The following is a 21,854-nucleotide window of genomic DNA, read 5'->3' on the forward strand; positions in this document are numbered from 1 at the left end:
TTTGGTGTCGGCCCGCCCCCGGGCGAAGCCGTCAGACACAAATAGTACCGAATTTATCGCGCCAGCCAAAGAAGAGGATTGACGGGCTTGCCTTGATGGCGGATTTCAAAGTATAGACCGGACTCGACCTGGCCGCCCGTGGCGCCCACTGTGGCAATGGCCTCGCCGGCCGCCACCACCTGGCCGACCTGCTTGAGCAAGCTCTGGTTATACGCGTACACACTAAGGTATTGCCGGCCGTGGTCGAGGATGAGGATATTACCGAAGCCGTTGAGCCAGTCAGCATATACGACGCGGCCGGCGGCGATGGCATTGACCCTGGTTCCTTCGCTCGTGCGAAGCACAATGCCGCGCCAGCGCCCCCCTTCGGGGCGTTCAGCACCAAAACGGCCCTGAACCTCTCCACGCACCGGATAAGGCAGGCCTTGCCGCAATCCATCCAATGCGGTGGCGGCGCTCGCCGCCGGCGGCGGCGCCTGCGCTGATTGTTCCTGGGCTTGCCGGCGTGCACGCGCGGCTTCCACCTGCTCGCGCGCCAGCCGTGCAGCTTCCTGGTCGCGGCGCGACTGAAGCAGCTCTTGTTCGCGGTGCTTGCGATCTTCTTCGGCCTGTCGGGCGGCTTCGCGACGGCGCGCCTCTTCTTGCCGGGCTGCCTCTTTGCGGCGTTCTTCCGCAAGCCGCTCTTCTTCAAGCTGTGTCGCAATCGCGGCTTCAAGCCCGGTAACGAGCCGACCCAGGCGCTGTTCATCGCGCTGCAGCGTGTCGGCTTGCGTTCTTTGCTGCTTGAGTTGTTCGCTGATCTGGCTAAGGACGCGACCGCGTTCGAGCTTTTGCTTTTCGAGCTCGGCCTTGCGTATACGCGTTTCCTCTGCAACCTGCACCAATTCGCGTTCACGCTCTTCGGTTCGCGCTTGAAGCGCCTGCAGTTTTGTGATCGCTTCGTCGACGGCGTGAACGGCGGCGGCCTGTGCCTGGGATACGTAGCTAAGATATCCCAGCTCGCGGCCTATGGCTTGAGGGTCGTCGCCCGACAGCAGTGCCGCCCAAGGCGAGAGCCCGCCAGCGTACTGTGCCCGCAACTGATCGGCCAGCTCTTGCCGACGGAGATCAAGGGTTTGTTTTTGATCGGTGAGCTGCCCTTCGAGATGCTTTAGATCGGCCTCGGCTTGCTGCTGCTGCCGAGTCAGTTCGGCAAGCCTTCGGTCAATGTCCGAAATGGCTTTCTCTGAAGCCTCCAAAGCGCTGGCGGCGCTCTTGCGCGAGGACTCTTGTCGATTGATGTCTTTTTGCAGAACCGCGATGCGATCACGCAAACGGCTCTGCTGAGCCTGAGCCTCGGCCTGTTTGCTTTGCAGGGCGGTGGACGAGTCGGCGGCGTGCGCCGACCCCAACCATGCGACCAGCACTACCGCCAGACCGATACGACGCATGAAGATCAGCCTTTGGCCTTGCCTTGCGCAGCCACGGCCGCCATGGCCGCCTGGATTTCGTCCGGGTTGCCCAGATAATAGTGGCGCAGCGGCTTGAGATCATCGTCAAGCTCGTAAACCAACGGCTGGCCGGTGGGGATGTTCACGCCCATGATGTCGGTGTCGGAGATGGAATCCAGGTGCTTGATCAGGGCGCGCAAGCTATTGCCATGGGCTGCGATCAGCACTCGGCGACCCGAGCGCAGCGCCGGAGCGATTGAATCGTTCCAAAACGGGACGACTCGCTCGACCGTATCCCGAAGGCATTCGGTTGCCGGCAGATTCTCGGGGGCCACCTTGGCATAGCGCTTGTCGAATCGGGGGTGGCGAGGATCGTCGTGGTCGAGCGGGTTGGGCGCGGTGGCGTAAGCACGGCGCCATATCAATACCTGCTCGTCGCCGTACTTGGCGGCGGTTTCGGCCTTGTTAAGCCCCTGCAGCGCCCCATAATGCCGTTCGTTAAGGCGCCAGCTAAGCCCTATTGGGGTATGCATGGTATCCATGGCGTCGAGCGCGATCCAGAGGGTGCGGATGGCGCGCTTGAGCACCGAGGAAAAAGCCAAGTCGAACTCGAAGCCTTCGCGCTTCAGAAGTTCGCCGGCCTGGCGGGCCTGTTCGCGGCCTGTTTCGGTCAGGTCGACGTCGTGCCAGCCGGTGAAGCGGTTTTCGAGATTCCACTGGCTTTCGCCGTGGCGCATCAATACGAGTTTATGCATAGTTAGCCCACGTTTTCATACGGAGTTAGTTGATTATCGGCGTCCATTTTATAATCGACCGACCGTTCTTTACTTTCAAGAGATTAATCGAGATACATATCGTGGACTTTATCCTCAGCCAGAACAACATCATCATTGTACTTATTGCCGTCGTTTCCGGGGCGCTGCTATTGTGGCCCACCATCGGCAAGCGCCGCGGCGCCAATCCCGTTACCGCCGCCGAAGCGGTGCAATTAGCCAATCGCAGTCAAGGGGTCTTCATCGACGTTCGCGCGGCCGAAAAATACAAGACAGGAACCATCGCGCAGGCACGCAATGTGCCAGCGGCCGAACTGGAAGCCAAGCTCGACACGCTGCCCAAGAACAAGCCGCTTATCGTTTTCTGCGATCAGGGTCGCGAATCGATTCGCGCTGCCGCGACGCTTCGCAAGAAGGGGCTCGAAGCAGTCAGCCTCGAAGGCGGGCTGCGTGGTTGGACCCAAGCCGGTCTGCCGCTGTCGAAGAAAGCTTGAACAAAACCCCATTCACTGAGGACTTCATGGCCAACGTAACCATGTATTGCACCGCAACCTGCCCATACTGCATACGCGCCGAAATGCTGCTCAAGCAGCGGGGCATCACGAATATCGATAAGATACGCGTCGACCTGCAGCCCGAGCTGCGCGCCGAGATGATGCAACGCACCGGACGGCGCACCGTGCCGCAAATCTACGTCGACGACACGCATGTCGGCGGCTATGATGACCTGGCTGCGCTTGACCGCGCCGACGGCTTGATGCCGCTGCTAAACAGCTGACCCACCCATACGCGCACATGCGCTGATTATTATTTTTAGGAAGACAAATGGCCGACCAGGACCAGAACCAAGCCAACCAGACCAGCAATACCGAGCCCAGCTTCGGCCTTCAACGCACCTACATCAAAGACGTCTCGCTCGAGATGCCCAATGCGCCGCAGATCTTCCTTGAGCAAGAGGGGCCCACCGTCGAAGTTTCCATCAACGTCGGCGGCCAGCGCCTGGCGGACAATGTCTACGAATCCACCGTCACCGCCACCGTAACAACCCGCGTCGAAGACAAGGTGCTGTATCTGATTGAAGCCACCCAAGCAGGCATCTTCGAGGCGGCCAATATTCCTGCCGATCAGCTTGACCCCTTGCTTGGCATCGTCTGCCCCACCATGCTGTATCCCTATCTGCGGGCCAACGTGGCCGACCTGATCAACCGTACTTCGTTGCCGCCGCTGCACCTTACGGAAGTGAACTTCCAGGGCCTGTACGAGCAACGCCTGCAGCAACTGGCCGAACAGCAGGGTCAACCCGCCGAACAAGACTCCGGCATCGTCCTGCCTCCCGGCGTCACCCGCCAGTAAACCCGCGCCATGTCCGCCCCACGCCTGCGTACAACCGTGCTGGGGGCCGGTAGCTGGGGCACCGCCCTGGCCGCGCTGGCCAGCGATCAGTCCGACACCCTGCTCTGGGCGCGCGACGCCGCCCAAGCGCAGGCCATCGATGCCCTGCACATCAACCAGCGCTATCTGCCCGACATCACGTTGCCGCCGGCCCTACGCTGCACCGACGACTTCGATTCGGCGGTGGCGCATTCATGTCCATCCGGCGAAACTCCAGGCCTCATCATCCTGGGGGTACCGGTTGCAGGCATGGCCGAAACCTGTCTGCGCCTGTCGCAAGCGCTTAAGCGCTTGCCCAATGCGCGTCCCTCCGTTGTCTGGACATGCAAGGGCTTTGACCCTGCCACTGCGCAATTGCCCCACGAAATCGCTGAGTCCGCCCTGGGCGGGCAAACGATAGCCGGCGTGCTCTCGGGCCCATCCTTCGCCAAAGAGGTCGCTCAGGGGCTTCCTGTCGCCCTTACCATTGCCAGCCGGCATGAGGCGGCGCGCGATGCCGCCACTGCCGCCTTGCACGGCCGCATGGCACGCATCTACGGCAGCACCGACGTCATCGGCGTCGAAGTAGGCGGAGCGCTAAAAAACGTCATCGCCATCGCCTGCGGCATTTCCGACGGCCTCGCGCTGGGTGCCAATGCCCGCGCCGCGCTCATCACGCGTGGCCTGGCTGAAATCCAGCGTATGGGCGTGGCACTGGGCGGCCTGCCCGACACTTTCTATGGGCTGACCGGCCTTGGCGACCTGGTCTTGACGGCAACCGGCGAACTGTCTCGCAACCGCCAGGTGGGCGTGGCCATCGGAAAAGGCCAAAGCCTGGATACCATACTGGCCGGCGGCATGACCGCGGAAGGCGTGCGCTGCGCGCAGGCGGCATTGGCGCTTGGACGCAAACACGACATTGAAGTGCCTATTACCGAGACCGTATGCAGCGTGCTGTTCGACGGCCTGTCGCCCCAGCAGGCAGTTTCCGAACTGCTGTCACGCGAAGCCAGGCCAGAATAACGCCGTCCGCATATTACACGCCGCCCTCGTACCCCTGCTGCCGCCAGGCTTCAAACACCGTAACGGCCACGGCGTTGGAAAGATTCAGGCTACGCTGATCGGGCAGCATGGGCAGACGCAGCCGCTGGACGGGCGCGAAGCGTTCAAGGTCTTGGGCCGACAAACCGGCTGTTTCTCGTCCAAAGACGAATACATCACCCGCTTTGAATTGCTGGCCGCCCAGGCAAGTGCTTGCTCGTGTCGTCATGGCGAAACAGCGCTCTGCGGGCGCCGCCGTTGCGTCCAGGGCAGCGCTCAGGTCGTCGTGCACGCATACCCTGGCCCACTCGTGGTAATCAAGGCCGGCGCGCTTGAGCTTGCTGTCGTCCAACTCGAACCCCATGGGCCGAACCAGATGCAAGGCCGCCCCTGTATTGGCCGCCAGCCGGATCACGTTACCGGTATTGGGAGGGATCTCGGGGGAAACCAGCACGATATGAAACATTGTTAGTCCGTCAGTTCTCTTGTCGATACGGTGTGCGCGCCACCACCAAGCCCACCACCGTCGCCGCACCTGACCGCTTCAAAGCCTCAGCCACCGCATGCAGGGTGGCGCCTGTGGTGAGTACGTCGTCAACCACTGCGGCCATTGCACCATCCATGCGGCCAAGACAGATGTAGCGGTCGGCCTGGCCCTGGGTGCGGGCGGCGCGACCCAAGGTTTTCTGGCTGATGCCCTCGCGACCACGCCGGATCAGGCCCGGACGATAGGGCAGATTAAGCCGGGCGGCAACCTGGCGAGCGATTTCTCCGGCAGGATTGAAGCCGCGCCGACGCAAAGCCTGGCGGCTGGAGGGCACGGGCAGAACGATTGTAATCCTGTCAGCCAGCTCGGGGGCTTGCGCCTGCAGCGAGCCGGCCAGCAAATCAGCCATGAAGCGTGCATGCTGGAAGCGACCCGAGTTCTTCAACTGCAGGATCAACTGGTCGGCAGGCGGGCCATAATCGAAAGCCGCCACGACGCGTTCGAACGCCGGCCCAAGGGCCGCGCAATCGGGGCAGGCCAGGCCCCTTGGCAGCCCCAGGGCGCAGACGGGGCAACGATGGGGCGGCGACCGCGACCAGATGTCGTCCAGGCAGCCCTCGCAAGGCCGGCTCCCTCGAGAGACCCCCAGACACAACGGACAGTCGGTGGGCACGTGGTCAAGGACGCGCCGCACGCCAGCCTTCAGTTTTATGCGCAATGCGACGCGCCGTGATTCGCATCGATGAGGCGGATCGGCCATAATTAACCCCTTGGAATTTCGTTCGGCATGGGCAAGCGCCCATCAAAGCATGCCCCTGCGGCATCGGCCAGACCCTCAACGCACAAATGTCACAGCCCCCAACCCTACCGCTGAACCCCACACACGTCATCCGGCAATTCGCACGGCGTGCGCCACTGGATAACGCACAGTTCCTGTATGGCGAAATCGCGCAGCGAATGCTGCAACGCCTTAGCTACATCAAGCTGCAGCCCCAGGCTGTCGTGGATGCGGGCTGCGGGGCGGGCCATGCGCTTGAGCCGCTGCGCGCCCAGTATGCCAACATCGATTACACCGGCATCGACTCTTGTCCGCCCCTGATCCAGACCGCGCTGAATCGCCATGCCACCCGGCCGAGCCTATGGCAGAAGCTGCGCAACAAACCCACTCGAGAGGCGCGATTCATCACGGCCGACATGGCCGACACCGGATTGCCGCCCGAAAGCCAAGACCTGGTCTGGTCCAATATGGCCTTGCATTGGCATCATCGGCCGCACGATGTGCTGGCGGAGTGGCGAAGGATATTACGTACCGGCGGCTTGGCCATGTTCTCGTGCCTGGGCCCAGGTTCGCTTCAAGAAGTGCGCAACGCCTTGGCCGACGCCGATCTTCGCACAGCGGTTCCGCAGTTTGTCGACATGCACGATTTTGGCGATTTGTTGCTTGAACAAGGCTTTGCCGACCCGGTCATGGACCAGGAAATCCTCACTCTGACCTATCGCAGCGCCCAGAAGCTGCTGGACGACTTGCGCATTCTGGGCGGCAACCCCAGCCTCGGCCGCAGGCCTGCTCTGGCCGGTCGCCAATGGCGCAATCGATTGGTCGCGGCCCTGGAAAAGCAGCGTCACATGGACGGCACCATACATCTCAGGCTGGAGGTGGCGTACGGCCACGCCTGGCGGGCAGCATCCAGGCGGATAGCAGGCGAGACTCGTATTTCGATCGATTCGATTACACGCAGGCCACCCAGCGGATAGGCCTTACGGCGCGCCTGGCAGCTTGGCGACAACAGTTTCCAACGTCCGGCGGCCCGATCAGGACGCCGCCATGCCGGGAAATTACCCCGTATCAGCTGTTGCTGCTGCTTTTCCGGCGGGAGGTTTCGATTCCCAGTTGCTTGAGCTTGCGGTAAAGATGGGTGCGTTCAAGACCCGTTTTTTCAGATACACGGGTCATGCTGTGATTTTCACGGCCCAGGTGATACTGAAAATAGATGCGCTCGAACTCGTCGCGCGCATCGCGCAGGGGCTGGTCCAACGCAATGCCCCCCAGCAGAGAGTTGCTGGTTTCGGGAATGGGGGCGACCGGCTGGCTAAGTTCGGGAACCGGCACGGTGGTAAGCGGCTGGACGTGAGGATCGAGCGGTGCGGCGGGACGCGCGGTAGTAACCAGGCCGGACCCCGCAACAGGATGCGCCAACACCGTTTCGATGGTCTTGAGCAGCTTTTGCAACGTAATGGGCTTTTCTAGAAAATCGGCAGCGCCAATGCGAGTGGCTTCGACTGCGGTATCGACCGTGGCATGACCGCTCATCATGATGACAGGCATGTCGAGAAGACCCTGCGACGCCCACTCTTTGAGCAGGCTGACGCCATCGGTATCCGGCATCCAGATGTCGAGAAGAACGAGGTCGGGCCGCCGTCGCAGACGCGCAGCGCGCGCCTCGGCAGCGTTTTCTGCAAGTTCGACTGTATGTCCTTCGTCGTAGAGAATTTCGGACAGTAGTTCGCGAATACCGATTTCGTCATCAACAACCAGAATTCTGGCCATAAAGCTTCACCTATGTTTTTCCCGCATTATCGTCCGCTTGCAGTTTTGAGTCTATATCAGAACTCGAACTGGCCAAGCGGGTCAAGAGGATGGAAATACGCGCACCGCCTTCGCGCCGATTGGCAACGTCAATGCGCCCGCCATGTTCTTCAACTATTTTCTTGACAATGGCCAGCCCCAGCCCCGTACCCGTTGCCTTGGTTGTAACGTAGGGCTCGAACACGCGTGACAGCACCTGCGCCTCGAAGCCCGGACCATTGTCGGATACTGTCAGGCGCACCGCCTGCTGGCGCTCTCCATCATCTTTACTGGTTTCCATGAGCCTGGTCTGCACGTAGATGCACGCCTCTTCGACCGGCTGCATCTGGCATGCGGCATCGCGGGCGTTGGCGACCAGATTGTGGATGAGCTGACGCAACTGCGTGGGGTCGCCCTCGATGGTCGGCAAGCCAGCCTCGAAAACCGCTTCTATCCTTACACTGCGCCCGTCGCTGCGCAAAGCGCCTTCGCCAGGGTCCCATCCGTACAGTATCAGAACGTCGCCCACCAGGTCGTTGATGTCGATGTTCTGCATCTGCGCCGGCGGCGTGCGGGCGTATTCACGAAAATCATCCACCATGTGCTTGAGCGACGTCACCTGGTTGACGATGGTATTGGTCGACCGCATCAGCATCGCCGCATCGGACTCGTCCAGGCGATCGGCAAGCTTCATGGCCAGGCGCTCGGCGGACAGTTGTATGGGCGTGAGCGGGTTTTTAATTTCGTGGGCCAATCGTCGGGCCACCTCACCCCACGCTACCGCCCGGTTGGCGGATATTACCTCGCTGATGTCGTCGAACACCACAAGATAACCGTTGCCTCGTCCGTCAACCATAAGATGCGTGCCACGCGCCAGAAGCGTCACCACATGATGGCGCCCATTCTCACGTCCGCCTCCGTCGCCATCAAGCTCCAGCTCGAACTGCTGCTGCCAATAAGGGCGCTCGGAACCCACCGCCTCGTGCGCCGAAAATGCGTGGCGAATCAATTGCGAAAGCTTGAACGCCCCTTCGACCGTTTCCAGCGGACGGCCTTTGGCCGAACGCAAGTCGACATGAAGAATGCTCTGCGCGCCCTGATTGAACAAGTTAAGCCGGAAGCCTTCGTCGAAAACCAGCACGCCCGACGAGAGATTGCTCAAGACGGACTCAAGATAGACGTTGGATCGTTCCAACTGCTGACGATTGTTCTCTACCATGCGCCTGGCCTCGTCAAGCTGACGGGTCATGGCATTGAACGACCGGGTCAGTTGGCCCACCTCGTCCTTTTCCGGAGGCTCGGGCAGGGGCCGATAATCGCCGACACCCACCGCCTGGGTTCCGGCCGCCAAAGTCAACAAGGGCCTGACCAAGCGACGCGACACGGCCAACGCCACGACCACCGCCGCAAAGACCGCCAGAATCAAAGCGAGCGTTAAGGTAATTCCATAAAGCTTCCTCAAGCCCAGGCGCGATAGAGCAAGTTCCTGATAGTCGCGAAAACCTTGCTGCACCTGATTTGCGTTGCGTGCGATCTGCTCGGGAACCGGCTGAATCACCTGCAGCCACCGTGTCTCGGGGGAAACGCCCAAGGCCGAGGACACCCTGTCGAGCGAACGCACCGGCAACACGACGCGCAAATGCAAGCCCAGATCACTGCTGGATAGAAGGTCTTGATCCTCGTCACCCGCTTCGGCGCCGGGTGGTTCATCCGCCTCGGCGGCCTCGTAGGTGCGCGACACTCGCAGATGATTGAGCACGTGCGCGGGGGGGCCATCGGGTATCAACTGCCCATAGTCGGATGAAGAAAAAGCCACCAGCCTTCCATTGCCGGTAAACACCATGGCCTCGGCCACACCACCGGCCTCACGCAGCCGAGTGATGGCAATGGCCATATCGGAATCGCTGGTGTCGTTCAGTGAGGTCGCAATCACCTTGGCTCGGCTGCGTACTTCGGCAAGCTGGGCATCCAGGGCCGCCCGCCCCAAATTCAAACCTGCCTCGAGCGCACTGTCGACCCGCACATTGAACCAGGACTCAATGGAGCGAGACATGAACTGCACGGAAAGCACATAGATGAGCGCGCCGGGCAGCACGCCGATCAAGGTAAAGTAAAGCGCGAAGCGTGCGGTAAGCCGCGACCCGAACTGGCGCCGCCGGATCTGGCGCAGCAATCGCGCTGCCAGCACTCCGACCCAGAAGATCAGTGCGACAGCCAGCACGCCATTGAGCATCAGCAACATGTCGTACTGCTGCGCATAGCGCGAGGCGTTGCCCGTCGACCATACAAGCAGGCCAAGCAGGGCCAGCGCACTGACCGCGGCGACCAGCAGCGCAAGGCGCAACCCCCATCTCAAGAGGGCTGGTGTTCGCCGGCGGAAATCGAAAACTGAAAATCTTTCCATGGAGTGGCTAAAGCCCAGGCACTACTGTTATAGGCGTCGATCTGAAAAGGACGGGGCAGTCGGGAGGTGTCGAGCCGCACGCGAATTCGGCCGTTGTATTGTTGGTCGATCTCTAGCTCGGCGGTTTGCGCCACCGCCCAGCCGCGGATATTGCGCACGAAGGTCAGGGCGTCGTCCAGCGATGCCACCGGAATGGAGAGCTCGCCTGTCCCCACCCGCCATTGCCGCGTCAGGGCGTTGTACACAATGCGCCAGGTCATTTGCTCGTCAACGACCACCTTGTCGAACCACCACCAGCGTTGCGTCGTAATCTTGAGATCGGCCGAGAAATAGACCGGAACGCCCTTTTGTGCGGCAGTACGCAATTCGGAACTGATTTCGAGCTGGACGTCTGCATCGATGTAGAGCCGGGCGTCTCGCACGAGAGGCTCAACGCGCACCACCCGTTCGGCCTCAGGCTGGGCCACAACGATGTTCGCCCCGGACAAAGTAGCGGCAAGGCAGAACAGAAATAGCGAGCAGACTCGAAAAATCATTGAGCTCACGGTTGAACGCCGCAAGGGCGAAAGCATTATTGTTGACGTCTTAGGCCCGCTTGGCAAACAGGGCGTAAAAAAATCCATCTTGCGATGCCTGATTCCCTACATCCGGCAAGGGCAATATCTGCCCCGGGGCAGGCAGCCGTTCGGCATCCGCATGCGCTTGCATAAATCGTTGCGCTTGTTGCTCGCCCTCTTGGGGAAAAATGGAGCATGTAGCATACAGCAAGCGTCCGCCCGGCTTGACGACCTTCCACAAGGCCGAGATGATCTTCTGCTGCAAGACGGCTGTGCGGGCCACGTCGGCCTCGCGGCGCAGCCAGCGTATGTCGGGGTGCCGGCGAACCACGCCGGAAGCCGTGCAGGGCACGTCGGCCAGCACCAGGTCGAAGGGATTGCCATCCCACCACGCTGAAGTGTCTGCCGCGTCGGCGCAACGCAAGAGTACTTGATCGTGACGCAAGCCCAGCCGATCCAGGTTCTGGCCCACCCGTTCAAGCCTGACGGCGTCGTTGTCAAGCGCCCACAGCTCGACTTGGGCGGACTCCAGCACATGCGCCGCCTTGCCTCCGGGCGCCGAGCAGGCATCCAACACCCGGGCTCCATCGAACGGCGCAAGCAGAAGGGCCGCCTTTTGTGCGGCGGCATCCTGCACTGACCACCAGCCTTCGTCAAAGCCCGGAATTTCGTGCACCGGCCGGGCCTGAGCCAACATCAGCCCTGTCTCGCCCACCCTCACGGCTTCAATACCAGCCTGAGCAAACCGGTCTTGAAGCTCGCTGACCGAAGCGCGGCGCACGTTGACGCGCAAAGTCATGGGCCCCGGCCGATCACCGGCACGCAACAAGGACTCCCACTGATCGGGGTAGGCGGCTTTGAGTTGTTTTATCCACCACGAAGGATAGTTCCAGCGCGCGGCGGGTTTGCGGCGCGCCTGGGTTAAAATATCAGTTCTTTCACGTGTGAAGCGACGCAAGGCCGCATTCAACAGCTTCTTGTACGGGCGCATACCCGGCGCATCCGCAGCCCTTACCGATTGATCCACCACAGTGTGCACTGCATATACCGGCACATGGGGCTCGGTGCCTGACGCGCCCTCGGTCGCCTCCATCGCAGTGTCAAGCAGCACCAGCGACACTTGCAACAATGCGTCGAACAAGGGGTTGGGGGGCGTGCGCTGCACCAGCAAGCCCTTGATTTCATTAGCCAGGCCAAGGCGCCGCATGACGTGGAAACTGATCGCCTGCGTTGCTGCGCGCAGATTGGCCGGCGTAGCGGCAAGCGCCTCGGATAACGAGCGCCCCGACTGTACCGCCTGCACGGTCCGAGCGCAGGCAAGCAGGGTTTCTGACAACGCAATGCGTTGCAATGGAGTGTTATTGGCAGGCACGAGTTGCGGTCATCCAGAGGCGCGGTTCATCTGTGCGGACTTTATCATCAAATGGCCCCGCGCTTCAGGCGCGGGCATGCGAATACTGAACAACGATTTTTACGAAGCCGCAAGGCTTGCAAAGGTTACTCATGAATTCCCCTGACGCGGGCCGCCCCATGGCGGTCTCCCCCAAGGCGGGCCCCCCGAACGCGGGCCGCAAAAAAGTGGGCTTTGTCAGCCTGGGCTGTCCCAAGGCGCTGGTCGACTCCGAACGCATCCTGACGCAATTGCGCACCGAAGGCTACGTCATCACGCCCGACTATGACAACGCCGACGTGGTCGTCGTGAACACTTGCGGCTTCATCGACAGCGCCAAGGCCGAGTCGCTGGACGCCATCGGCGAGGCCATCGCCGAGAATGGGCGGGTCATCGTCACCGGCTGCATGGGGGTCGAAGAATCCGTCATCCGCGACGTGCATCCGGCCGTGCTGGCGGTCACAGGGCCGCAGCAATATGAGGAAGTGGTGCGCGCCGTACACGAGGCGGCGCCGCCCAATCTCGAACATGATCCGTATGTCGACCTGGTGCCGCCGCAAGGAATCAAGCTGACGCCCCGGCACTACGCCTACCTGAAGATATCCGAAGGCTGCAACCATCGCTGCAGCTTCTGCATCATCCCTTCGATGCGCGGCACCCACGTCAGCCGGCCCATCGGCGACGTGCTGGGCGAGGCCGAGCGTCTGGTCAATGCAGGCGTCAAAGAGCTGCTGGTCATTTCACAAGACACCAGCGCCTACGGCATCGACATGAAGTTTCGCACCGGCTTCTGGAACGGCCGGCCAATCAAGACCCACATGACGCAGCTTTGCGAAGCGCTGGCCGGCTTCGGCGTATGGACCCGCTTGCATTACGTCTACCCGTACCCGCACGTGGACGAAGTGATTCCGCTGATGGCCGACGGCAAGCTGCTGCCTTACCTGGACATCCCCTTCCAGCATGCCAGTCCGCGCATCCTCAAGCTGATGAAGCGGCCGGCCTTCGAAGACCGCACCATGGCCCGCATCAAGAAATGGCGCGAGGCCTGTCCCGACCTGACCTTGCGTTCCACCTTCATCGTGGGCTTTCCGGGCGAAACCGAAGAAGATTTCCAATACCTGCTCGACTGGATGAGCGAAGCGCAACTGGATCGCGTGGGCTGTTTCCAGTATTCGCCGGTGGAAGGGGCCAGGGCCAACGAACTGCCCGACCCCGTGCCCGACGAGGTGAAGCAAGAGCGTTGGGACCGTTTCATGGCCCATCAGCAAGCCATTTCCACCCAGCGACTCGAACGCAAGGTGGGCCGCGAAATCGAGGTGCTTATCGATGAAGTCGACGCGGACGGCGCCGTCGGCCGCTCAAGCGCGGATGCGCCCGAGATCGACGGCAACGTCTTCGTCAGCGGCGCCAAAAACGCACGTCCGGGCGACATGCTGCGGGTGAAGGTCACCGATTCGGACGAATACGACCTGTACGCGGAGGCTACCTAGGTATAAACTGCCGCTTGCCAAGGACCCGGCTTCCTTCACCGACTTTCGGTGGGCCGGACCTACATACCAAGGAGTCCAAGCGCATGTCTTCTACATCCTGCGATGATCTGGGCCGGCTGATCCTGCGGCTCACCCTGGGCATTCTCATCCTCATGCACGGCCTGGCCAAGCTCTTCAACGGCATCGGCGGCATTGAATCCATGCTTACGGCGCAAGGCCTCCCCGCCTTCTTCGCCTGGGGCGCCTATGTGGGCGAGGTAATCGCCCCCATCCTGGTGATCCTGGGCATATACAACCGCCTGGGCGCCCTGCTGATCGCCATCAACATGGTCGTGGCCATTCTTCTGGCGCACAGCCATCAGCTATTCATGCTTACCGGCTCGGGAGGCTGGCAGCTCGAACTGCAGGGCATGTTCCTGTTTACCGCCGTTGCGCTGATCTTCCTGGGCGCGGGCTCGTACAGCCTGGGCGGCCGCAGCGGCCGCTGGAACTGACGGGCGCATGCAACGCGGGCGCCAGGCCTGAACGAACGGGGCCTGCCTTCTTGGCAGGCCCGTTGCCATGCCGCCCTACGGTTGCCACCCCTGTATGAAGGTGGCGGCGAGCTGCCGCTTGCCGCCCGCTTTCTGCAGCTCGAGCACCCGCAACACGCCATCCGCGGTGGCGATATCGATGCCTTCCGCCGAGGCGGATTCAACCACGCCCGGCCGGTTTTCGGCCGCTTGCGGCAACGCCTGCGCCCGCCATACCTTGACCGGGGAATCAAGGCCCGGCAAGACCATGGTTGCACCAGGCACGGGATTAAAGGCCCGCACGCGCCTGGCAAGCACCCGGGCCGGCTGGGTGAAGTCGAGCGGCGCCTCGGACTTTTCCAGCTTGGCCGCGTATGTGGCTTGCTCTTCTTGTTGCCTGGCGCCGGCCAGCGGCCCGTTCGCGAGCACGCGCAAGGCCTCGACAATGGCTTGTGCGCCGAGGCCGGCCAATTCATCATGCAGGCTCGCCGCCGTGTGGTCGGGCGTAATGGGCAGCGACCGAACCAGCAGCATGTCGCCGGTGTCCAGCCCTTCGTCCATTTGCATGATGGTGATGCCGGTTTGCGCGTCGCCCGCATCAATGGCGCGCTGGATGGGCGCCGCGCCGCGCCAGCGCGGCAAAAGGCTGGCGTGGATGTTCAGGCAGCCCAACGGCGGAAGCTCGAGCACCCAGCGCGGCAATATCAGGCCATAGGCCGCCACCACCATGACGTCGGGCTTTGCATCGAGCAGGGCCTGGCGCGCCGCCTGGGCTTCTTCCGCATACTTGCCGTCCAGCTTCAGGCCGCGCGGCTGCAACACGGGGATACCGGCGGCCACGGCCGCCTGCTTGACCGCGCTGGGCGTCAGCTTGAGGCCGCGTCCGGCGGGGCGGTCGGGCTGGGTCAATACCAGGGGAATGTCATGGCCCGCGGCAAGCACGGCGTCTAGCGCCAGGCGGGCAAATTCCGGAGTGCCGGCGAAAACGACGCGCATGAGTCCAAGCCTATTAATGTGTTCGAGGGGCCCTAGGCCTTGAGCGCTTCGCGTTCTTGCTTGCGGATTTTGGTCTTGATGCGGTTTTGCTTGAGCGGCGAAAGATATTCGACAAAGACCTTGCCCAGAAGATGATCAAGCTCGTGTTGCACGCAGACGGCCAACAGCCCTTCAGCGTCGAACTCGAACGGCTCGCCTTGCTCGTTAAGGGCCCGCACATGGATTTTCGCAGCGCGCTGGACCTCGTCGTAGACACCGGGAACCGAAAGACAGCCTTCTTCGTAGACTTGCTGATCGTCGCTTTTCCAGGTGATCTCGGGATTGATGAGCACCAGCAGATCGTTGTTTTCTTCGGAAACATCGATAACCACCACCCGCTCGTGGACGTCAACCTGGGTGGCGGCCAGGCCCACGCCCGGCGCGTCGTACATGGTTTCGGCCATGTCCCGGACAAGCTGGCGGATTCGATCGTCGACAGCCTGCACGGGTTTGGCAACCTTGTGCAGGCGTGGATCGGGATAACGAAGTATAGGAAGCAGGGCCATAAATAATCCAAAACTCTAGAAAAAAACCGCAAATTCGAGCCACGGGCATAATAAAGGGCTTTACAGCGGGGTTTTTCCTTAACTGATTATAACAAAACGAGTTTTTCCATAAAGCAGCTTAAAGCATGCGCTCACCAACCCCGCCCGGCCTGCAAGCAGCAAGGCGAGTGTGACTTTACCCGCCATCACCGCGCCAAAGCACCACGCAATATGCCAAACTTGCGCCATGCACACACCCGCTTCCATTGAAGAGATCCGCGCCTGGCTGCGCCTGACTCTCGAGCCCGGCATCGGCCCGACAGGGGCCCGCGCTCTTTTGGCCGCTATCGGGCTGCCGCAGGACATCTACGACGCGTCGGCGGCTACCCTCGCCAAGCACCTGCCCACTGAGCTGGCCACCCAAATGCGTCGGCCACTCGCCGCGGACACGCAAGCCTTGATCGAGCGCACCCTGGAATGGCTTGCGCAGCCGGGGCATCATCTGCTGACCCTGGCCGACCCCACCTACCCTGCCGCGCTGCTCGATACCCACGACCCGCCCACGGTGTTATACGTCAATGGACGTGCAGAGCTGCTCAGTACGCCGGCCATTTCCGTCGTAGGCGCACGCAACGCCACACCCGGAGGCCGCGACAATGCGCGCTCGTTCGCACGCTACCTGGCTCAACAAGGGCTGTGCGTTGCCAGCGGGCTGGCCCACGGTATCGACACGGCGGCCCATGAAGGGGCGCTCGAGGCGGGAGCCCAGGCGGGCTCGACCATTGCCGTCATGGGCACCGGCATCGACATCATCTACCCGGCGGCAAACCTGAATTTAGCTCGACAAATCGCCACCGCAGGCGCCCTGGTGTCCGAACTGCCCTTGGGCACTCCCTCTGTTCCCCATCAATTCCCCAGGCGCAACCGCATCGTAGCCGGGCTGGCCAGGGGCGTCCTGGTGGTCGAGGCGGCCAAACAAAGCGGCTCTTTGATCACCGCTCGCCTGGCCACAGAGCTTGGGCGCGAGGTGTTCGCCATTCCGGGTTCCATCCACTCGCCGCTGTCGCGGGGTTGCCATGCGCTAATACGGCAGGGCGCGAAGCTGGTCGAATCGGGTCAGGACATCCTCGAGGAACTGGGCCAGCTCGCGGCGGCAGACACAACAGCTGCGCCGCAACCGTCCCTATTCAAGCCGCATACGTCCGAAGCGCGCGTACTGGGCGCGCTGGGCCATGACCCGGTTGACGTCGATACGCTTCAATCGCGAACCGGCATGGAAATGTCCGAGCTGAGCAGCCTGTTGCTTAGGCTGGAGCTGGAAGACGCCCTCTATCGCCTGGAAGACGGCCGCTATCAGCGTCGCGCCTGAAGGCGCCGCGCCGGCTTGCCCCCTGACTAACGTATGGGCAAGGGGTAGATCAAGCCGCCCTCGGTCCACAGGGCGTTGAGGCCACGCGGAATCTGAAGCGGGCTTTTCATGCCCACATTGCGCTCATAGCTTTCGCCGTAGTTGCCCACCTGCTTGACAATGTTGTAAGCCCATTTGTCGTCGAGGCCGAGATTCTTGCCGGCGCCGGGTGTCACACCCAGCAACCGCCTGATGGCGGGATTGTCGCTTTCCAGATGCTCATCGACGTTGGCACTCGTCAACCCAAGCTCTTCAGCTCCGGTCATGGCGTGCAATGTCCACTTCACGATGTTTAACCAGGCATCGTCTCCTTGCCGCACAAATGGACCCAACGGCTCTTTGGAGATCAGTTCAGGAAGCACGGCGTACGCATCCGGGTCCTGCATGCGGGAAACCCGTATTGAGGCCAGGCCCGAGGCATCGGTTGTGAATGCATCGCAGCGTCGGGCAGCAAAGGTGTTCACCACTTCGTTGAACTGCTCGATGACAACCGGACGATAGCTTATGCCGTTGGCGCGTGCCCAATCGGCCATGGTGTTCTCGTTAGAGGTGCCGGTCTGCATGCAGATGGTCGCCCCGTCGAGCTCTTTGGCACTGGTGACGCCCAGCTCTTTGTGCACCAGAAAGCCCTGCCCGTCATAGAAATTGATGCCGGCGCTAATGGCGCCCAGGGCCGTGTCGCGCTGCTGCGTGACGGTGGTATTACGAGCCAGGACATCGATCTCTGCTGACTGCAGCGCGGTGAAGCGCTGCTGGGAGTTAAGCGGCACGGCCTTGAATTTATCGGCATCGCCCAGAACCGCTGCGGCGACAGCGCGACACAAGTCGATGTCCAGCCCGCGCCACACGCCTTTGTCATCCGGTGTAGAAAACCCGGCAAAACCGGTGGTCACGCCGCATTGCACGTAACCGCGCTGCGTGACAATGTCGAGCGTATCGGCGCGCGCAGCCGATGCGCCAAACGACAAGACCAATGCCAACAGGAAACCGATTGGATGACGCATTTTTTCTCCTTGAATCTTGCGAGGCCGGACAGCGCCAAGCCCCATCCTTACACTTTATCGTGGGCCAAAAATGGCGGATCCGATGCGCACCTCGGTGGAGCCCTCTTCGATCGCCCACTCGAAATCACCACTCATGCCCATGGAAAGCCGATCAAGGCCGGTATGGCCTTGCGCCCGCATGCGGTCGCGCAATTCGCGAAGCAGACCGAAGCACGCGCGCACTGCGCTTTCATCGGGCGAGTTGATCGCCATGGTCATCAACCCCTTCACCCGCATGGTGGGCAATTCACGAAGACGGTCGAGAAACTCCGGCAACTCGTCGGCATCAAGCCCAAACTTGGAGGGTTCGGGCGAAGTCTTTACCTGCACCAAGACGTCAATGACACGCTCTTCAAGTTGCAGCCTTGCATGCAGCGCCTCGGCCAAAGACCAGCGGTCGAGCGACTGCACTTCGTTGACCAGCCGTGCGGCGTCCCTGGCCTTGTTGGTTTGCAGATGCCCGATCAACACCCATTCGGGCCGCAGGTCGGTAAGCTCGGCATCTTTTTGCCGAATCTCTTGCATGCGGTTTTCCCCGAAGCGGCGGATGCCCAAGGCGGCGGCCTCGCGCAGCACATCGGAGGGAAATGTTTTGCTTACCGGCAACAAACTGACTTCGTCCGGCGATCGGCCGGCTCGTCGGCACGCCTGGTCGATACGGCTACGAACGGCTGCAAGCCGGCTTTCCAAAGAATCTGGCATCACTAAAAACAGGCCCCTGATGGCATAATCGAACGACGCGAGACGGGAAGCCCCGGCGTCGCGGCGACCGGTGCGCGGTCGCACGAACCAAACCCACAGTTTAGTGCAGTTAAGCGCGGCCGCTTCCAGGCAGCCCAGTTGCGCCGCGAGCTTCGCCAAGAAATGGAAAGCCGCCACCTCGGGATCAAGGCGGTGGATTAAGTTCTGCCAAGACGAAAAAGCCTGTCTACAGCACCATTCCGGCGGCCGCTGTCTGATGGGTGGCAGGGTCTATCAAGATAAATGAACCCGTGACTGCGACTTCTGTATAGGAATCCAGAGCAAGCGCATCGCGCGTGCTCAACGACACACGTCCGATATCGTTCATTTCCAGTTTGTCCGCCGACGCCCCCTGCCCCAGCTCGTGGCTGTCACGCCGCGTGTAAACAGTGTGCACGCGCGCTTTGGTCAGGCGAGTCCCCTGCTTGAGCCAGTATTGCCGCTCCGGATTGAGCGCCTGCTGATCCAGCCAGCAGATTTCAGCATCGAACGCATTGGCCACGCGGACAGAATCATCGGCACGAACCATCAGATCACCCCGAGAGGCGTCGACGTCTCGATCAAGCACGACGGTAATGCTGTCGCCCGCCCTGGCCTGCTCGATATCGCGATCAAAGGCGACAAGCCGCGCCACGCGGACGCCCACGCCCGAGGGCATGATCTTCACTTCGTCGCCGACGCGCAGCACTCCGCTGGCGAGCTGCCCCGCATAGCCGCGGAAACTGTCCTTGGAGTCGCCGCCATGCCTGATGACCCATTGCAGGAACAGCCGCGCTGGGCCGTCGGCATCCAGATCAGCGATGGAAAGTTCTTCTAGCAGCGACAGCAACGGCGGGCCTTCATACCACGGCGCGTGGGGGGAAGCCGCCACTACGTTGTCGCCCTTGAGTGCTGAAATAGGCACGATATGGAAGTCGTCGATGTCCAGCTTGGCGGCCAGTTCGGCATAAGAGGCCCGAATCCGCTCGAAGACGCTTTGATCCCAATCGACCAGGTCCATCTTGTTCACGGCCACGATGATGTGCTTGATGCCCAACAGCGCCGCTAGCGCGCTGTGCCTGCGCGTCTGAACCAGGAGCTTGCCGTCTTTGGCCTTTCCGGCATCGACCAGGATGATGGCGGCCTGGGCGGTAGAGGCTCCGGTAACCATGTTGCGGGTGTATTGCTCGTGCCCCGGAGCATCAGCCACGATGAATTTTCGGCGCGGCGTGGCGAAATAGCGGTAGGCCACATCGATGGTAATGCCTTGTTCGCGTTCAGCCTCCAGGCCGTCTGTCAATAAGGCCAGGTCGGGCTCGTCGGCCTGGACACGCTTGTATTTAGAGCGCGAGATCGCCTCGAGCTGATCGGCGAAAACGCCTTTGCTGTCGTATAGCAGCCTGCCGATCAGGGTTGATTTTCCATCGTCCACCGAACCAGCTGTGATAAATCGAAGAACCTGCGTGTCGGCCGCAACGGCCCATGGTTCATGTACGGCATTCATCAAAAATATCCTTCTTTCTTGCGTTTCTCCATCGAAGCTTCAGACGTCTGGTCGTCCAGACGCGTGGCGCCGCGTTCGGTAATAGTGGTAATAGCGGTTTCGGCAATGATCTCCAGCGGCGTCGAGGCAGTGGAAGCCACCGGGCAGGTGCACGAAATATCGCCGACTGTTCTGAATCGCACCGTGCGCACCTCGGGGGTTTCGCCTTCTTTGGGCGGGGTCAGGGGCGTTATCGGCACAAGCAGGCCCTGGCGCTGCACAACCCGGCGCTCGTGGGCATAGTAGATCGACGGCAGGCTCAGGCCTTCGCGCGCGATGTACTGCCACACGTCCAGCTCCGTCCAGTTCGAAATGGGGAACACGCGCATGTTTTCGCCGGGATAGACTCGGGTATTGAACAGGTTCCAAAGCTCGGGGCGCTGTCCCTTGGGGTCCCACTGCCCAAACTCGTTCCTGAACGAAAAAACCCGTTCTTTGGCCCGCGCCTTCTCTTCGTCGCGGCGGGCGCCGCCTATGCATGCGTCAAACCCGAATTCCTCGATGGCTTCAAGCAGCGTGACAGCCTGGGCGGCGTTGCGCGAATCAGTCTGCTTGCGCAGCACAACGGTACCGCGGGCAACGGAATCTTCCACAGAGCGCACGATGAGGTTCTCCCCCAGTTCGGCGGCACGCTGGTCGCGAAAGCGGATGACTTCATCGAAGTTATGCCCCGTATCAATGTGCATCAAGGGAAACGGGAATCCTCCGGGCCGGAAGGCCTTTTCTGCCAGTCGCAGCAGCACGACGGAATCCTTGCCGCCCGAAAAAAGCAGGACGGGGCGCTCGCACTCTGCCGCCACCTCGCGCAATATGTAGATGGCTTCCGATTCGAGCCAGTCCAGATGTGTTCTTGGCGATAAATCACCCATTTTCAGTTTCCTTCACAGATGCCAGGTTGCCTTGATGCAGGCCGCACTCTTTGGACGAGGCCTGCTCCCACCACCAGCGGCCGGCGCGCGGATGTTCTCCGGGCCGGACCGCACGCGTACAGGGGTCGCAACCGATTGACGGATAGCCCTGGTCGTGCAGCGGGTTGTACGGAATGCCGTAAGCGCGAATGACGGCCCATATCTGGGCGCCGGTCCACGACGCGAGTGGGTTGTATTTATGCAGGCCAAATGTGTGGTCGTATTCGGCTTCGGCCAGCTCTGACCGCGTAACGGACTGGTCTCGATGCTGGCCGGTCAGCCAGGCGGAATGCCCAGCCAAGGCGCGGCGCAGCGGTTCGACTTTGCGGATGCCGCAGCATGCCTTGCGTAGCTCGATGCTTTCGTAAAAGCCGAATTCACCATGCTGGGCAACGTGCTCCTGCACGGCCTGGGCATCGGGGCGCACGACGCGTAGGGCAACACCGTACCGCTCGGCGATGCGGTCGACCATGGCCAGGGTTTGAGGATGCAGGCGGCCGGTGTCCAGCGTAAATATCTCGATGGGCAATTTTGCCCCGAAAATGGCATGGCTCAACACCATATCCTCGGCCGCCAGCGACGATGCGAAGACGGCGTCAGGGTGCCGTGCGCTGATCTGGGTGAGGGTATCGACCAGGGCTTGCCATTTCTGGCGAGTTTCCTGGTCGAGAGGTTCGGTTCCGGTGGTCAC

The 21,854-nt window shown here is 61.5% G+C and carries 23 protein-coding genes; 8 read left to right on the forward strand and 15 right to left on the reverse strand.

What is annotated here, in order from left to right; genetic code table 11:
- Positions 1 to 53: 53 nt before the first annotated feature.
- Both ACIY1O_RS08500 and gpmA read right to left on the reverse strand, forming a co-directional pair.
- Positions 54 to 1,430 (reverse strand): murein hydrolase activator EnvC family protein, encoded by a 1,377-nt coding sequence (locus ACIY1O_RS08500; RefSeq protein WP_397474662.1) that lies wholly within the window; start codon positions 1,428 to 1,430, stop codon positions 54 to 56.
- Between the two features lie 5 nt (positions 1,431 to 1,435).
- On the reverse strand, positions 1,436 to 2,185 hold the full coding sequence (gene gpmA / locus ACIY1O_RS08505; protein ID WP_397474663.1) for a 2,3-diphosphoglycerate-dependent phosphoglycerate mutase: 750 nt from the start codon (positions 2,183 to 2,185) through the stop codon (positions 1,436 to 1,438).
- Positions 2,186 to 2,214: 29 nt separating this feature from the next.
- Between gpmA and ACIY1O_RS08510 the strand changes: the two genes are divergently transcribed.
- Genes ACIY1O_RS08510 through ACIY1O_RS08525 form a run of 4 tightly spaced genes read left to right on the forward strand, consistent with a single transcriptional unit; the run spans position 2,215 to position 4,597 of the window.
- Positions 2,215 to 2,697: a rhodanese-like domain-containing protein gene (locus ACIY1O_RS08510; RefSeq protein ID WP_397474664.1), complete on the forward strand. Its 483-nt coding sequence runs from the start codon at positions 2,215 to 2,217 to the stop codon at positions 2,695 to 2,697.
- Between the two features lie 26 nt (positions 2,698 to 2,723).
- A complete protein-coding gene (gene grxC, locus ACIY1O_RS08515; RefSeq protein ID WP_397474665.1) occupies positions 2,724 to 2,981 on the forward strand; it encodes a glutaredoxin 3 in 258 nt (85 codons plus the stop codon).
- A gap of 47 nt (positions 2,982 to 3,028) precedes the next feature.
- Positions 3,029 to 3,556: a protein-export chaperone SecB gene (secB, locus tag ACIY1O_RS08520; RefSeq protein WP_397474666.1), complete on the forward strand. Its 528-nt coding sequence runs from the start codon at positions 3,029 to 3,031 to the stop codon at positions 3,554 to 3,556.
- A 9-nt stretch (positions 3,557 to 3,565) separates the two neighbouring features.
- A complete protein-coding gene (locus ACIY1O_RS08525) occupies positions 3,566 to 4,597 on the forward strand; it encodes an NAD(P)H-dependent glycerol-3-phosphate dehydrogenase (protein WP_397474667.1) in 1,032 nt (343 codons plus the stop codon).
- A gap of 13 nt (positions 4,598 to 4,610) precedes the next feature.
- On the opposite strand, the gene ACIY1O_RS08530 is transcribed toward ACIY1O_RS08525, so the two are convergent.
- Together ACIY1O_RS08530 and ACIY1O_RS08535 are read right to left on the reverse strand one after the other, a co-directional pair.
- Positions 4,611 to 5,081, reverse strand: a complete 471-nt coding sequence (locus ACIY1O_RS08530; RefSeq protein ID WP_397474668.1) for a tRNA (cytidine(34)-2'-O)-methyltransferase — start codon at positions 5,079 to 5,081, stop codon at positions 4,611 to 4,613.
- A 10-nt stretch (positions 5,082 to 5,091) separates the two neighbouring features.
- Entirely contained in the window at positions 5,092 to 5,862 is a 771-nt protein-coding gene (locus ACIY1O_RS08535; RefSeq protein WP_397474669.1) for a ComFC family protein, read from the reverse strand.
- Between the two features lie 86 nt (positions 5,863 to 5,948).
- Between ACIY1O_RS08535 and ACIY1O_RS08540 the strand changes: the two genes are divergently transcribed.
- Complete coding sequence (locus ACIY1O_RS08540) at positions 5,949 to 6,857, forward strand: methyltransferase domain-containing protein (protein WP_397474670.1); 909 nt, start codon at positions 5,949 to 5,951, stop codon at positions 6,855 to 6,857.
- A gap of 91 nt (positions 6,858 to 6,948) precedes the next feature.
- Here ACIY1O_RS08540 and ACIY1O_RS08545 read toward each other — a convergent pair whose 3' ends face one another.
- Genes ACIY1O_RS08545 through rsmB form a run of 4 tightly spaced genes read right to left on the reverse strand, consistent with a single transcriptional unit; the run spans position 6,949 to position 12,001 of the window.
- Positions 6,949 to 7,650 (reverse strand): response regulator, encoded by a 702-nt coding sequence (locus ACIY1O_RS08545; protein ID WP_397474671.1) that lies wholly within the window; start codon positions 7,648 to 7,650, stop codon positions 6,949 to 6,951.
- 10 nt (positions 7,651 to 7,660) lie between these two features.
- On the reverse strand, positions 7,661 to 10,024 hold the full coding sequence (locus ACIY1O_RS08550; protein ID WP_397474672.1) for a sensor histidine kinase: 2,364 nt from the start codon (positions 10,022 to 10,024) through the stop codon (positions 7,661 to 7,663).
- Positions 10,021 to 10,608: a DUF4390 domain-containing protein gene (locus tag ACIY1O_RS08555; RefSeq protein WP_397474753.1), complete on the reverse strand. Its 588-nt coding sequence runs from the start codon at positions 10,606 to 10,608 to the stop codon at positions 10,021 to 10,023. Before ACIY1O_RS08555 ends, ACIY1O_RS08550 begins: the two co-directional genes overlap by 4 nt.
- 49 nt (positions 10,609 to 10,657) lie before the next feature.
- Positions 10,658 to 12,001: a 16S rRNA (cytosine(967)-C(5))-methyltransferase RsmB gene (gene rsmB / locus ACIY1O_RS08560; protein WP_397474673.1), complete on the reverse strand. Its 1,344-nt coding sequence runs from the start codon at positions 11,999 to 12,001 to the stop codon at positions 10,658 to 10,660.
- Between the two features lie 158 nt (positions 12,002 to 12,159).
- Between rsmB and rimO the strand changes: the two genes are divergently transcribed.
- Entirely contained in the window at positions 12,160 to 13,509 is a 1,350-nt protein-coding gene (gene rimO / locus ACIY1O_RS08565; protein ID WP_397474754.1) for a 30S ribosomal protein S12 methylthiotransferase RimO, read from the forward strand.
- Between the two features lie 83 nt (positions 13,510 to 13,592).
- Entirely contained in the window at positions 13,593 to 14,003 is a 411-nt protein-coding gene (locus tag ACIY1O_RS08570) for a DoxX family protein (RefSeq protein ID WP_397474674.1), read from the forward strand.
- A gap of 75 nt (positions 14,004 to 14,078) precedes the next feature.
- Here the strand turns inward: ACIY1O_RS08570 and fmt are convergent, their stop codons facing one another.
- Positions 14,079 to 15,017 (reverse strand): methionyl-tRNA formyltransferase, encoded by a 939-nt coding sequence (gene fmt, locus ACIY1O_RS08575; RefSeq protein ID WP_397474675.1) that lies wholly within the window; start codon positions 15,015 to 15,017, stop codon positions 14,079 to 14,081.
- 32 nt (positions 15,018 to 15,049) lie between these two features.
- On the reverse strand, positions 15,050 to 15,562 hold the full coding sequence (gene def / locus ACIY1O_RS08580; protein ID WP_397474676.1) for a peptide deformylase: 513 nt from the start codon (positions 15,560 to 15,562) through the stop codon (positions 15,050 to 15,052).
- Between the two features lie 226 nt (positions 15,563 to 15,788).
- On the opposite strand from def, the gene dprA reads away from it, so the two are divergent.
- A complete protein-coding gene (dprA, locus tag ACIY1O_RS08585) occupies positions 15,789 to 16,910 on the forward strand; it encodes a DNA-processing protein DprA (RefSeq protein WP_397474677.1) in 1,122 nt (373 codons plus the stop codon).
- A 26-nt stretch (positions 16,911 to 16,936) separates the two neighbouring features.
- Here the strand turns inward: dprA and ACIY1O_RS08590 are convergent, their stop codons facing one another.
- From ACIY1O_RS08590 to ACIY1O_RS08610, 5 genes are all read right to left on the reverse strand, one after another.
- Positions 16,937 to 17,953, reverse strand: a complete 1,017-nt coding sequence (locus ACIY1O_RS08590; RefSeq protein ID WP_397474678.1) for an amino acid ABC transporter substrate-binding protein — start codon at positions 17,951 to 17,953, stop codon at positions 16,937 to 16,939.
- Between the two features lie 54 nt (positions 17,954 to 18,007).
- Positions 18,008 to 18,694, reverse strand: a complete 687-nt coding sequence (locus ACIY1O_RS08595; RefSeq protein ID WP_397474755.1) for a YggS family pyridoxal phosphate-dependent enzyme — start codon at positions 18,692 to 18,694, stop codon at positions 18,008 to 18,010.
- A 226-nt stretch (positions 18,695 to 18,920) separates the two neighbouring features.
- Positions 18,921 to 20,216: a sulfate adenylyltransferase subunit 1 gene (locus ACIY1O_RS08600; protein ID WP_397474679.1), complete on the reverse strand. Its 1,296-nt coding sequence runs from the start codon at positions 20,214 to 20,216 to the stop codon at positions 18,921 to 18,923.
- Positions 20,216 to 21,124: a sulfate adenylyltransferase subunit CysD gene (cysD, locus tag ACIY1O_RS08605; protein ID WP_397474680.1), complete on the reverse strand. Its 909-nt coding sequence runs from the start codon at positions 21,122 to 21,124 to the stop codon at positions 20,216 to 20,218. Before cysD ends, ACIY1O_RS08600 begins: the two co-directional genes overlap by 1 nt.
- A complete protein-coding gene (locus tag ACIY1O_RS08610; protein ID WP_397474681.1) occupies positions 21,117 to 21,854 on the reverse strand; it encodes a phosphoadenylyl-sulfate reductase in 738 nt (245 codons plus the stop codon). Before ACIY1O_RS08610 ends, cysD begins: the two co-directional genes overlap by 8 nt.

The organism is Pusillimonas sp. (genome assembly GCF_044464525.1).
In the GTDB taxonomy this organism is placed as follows: domain Bacteria; phylum Pseudomonadota; class Gammaproteobacteria; order Burkholderiales; family Burkholderiaceae_B; genus Pusillimonas.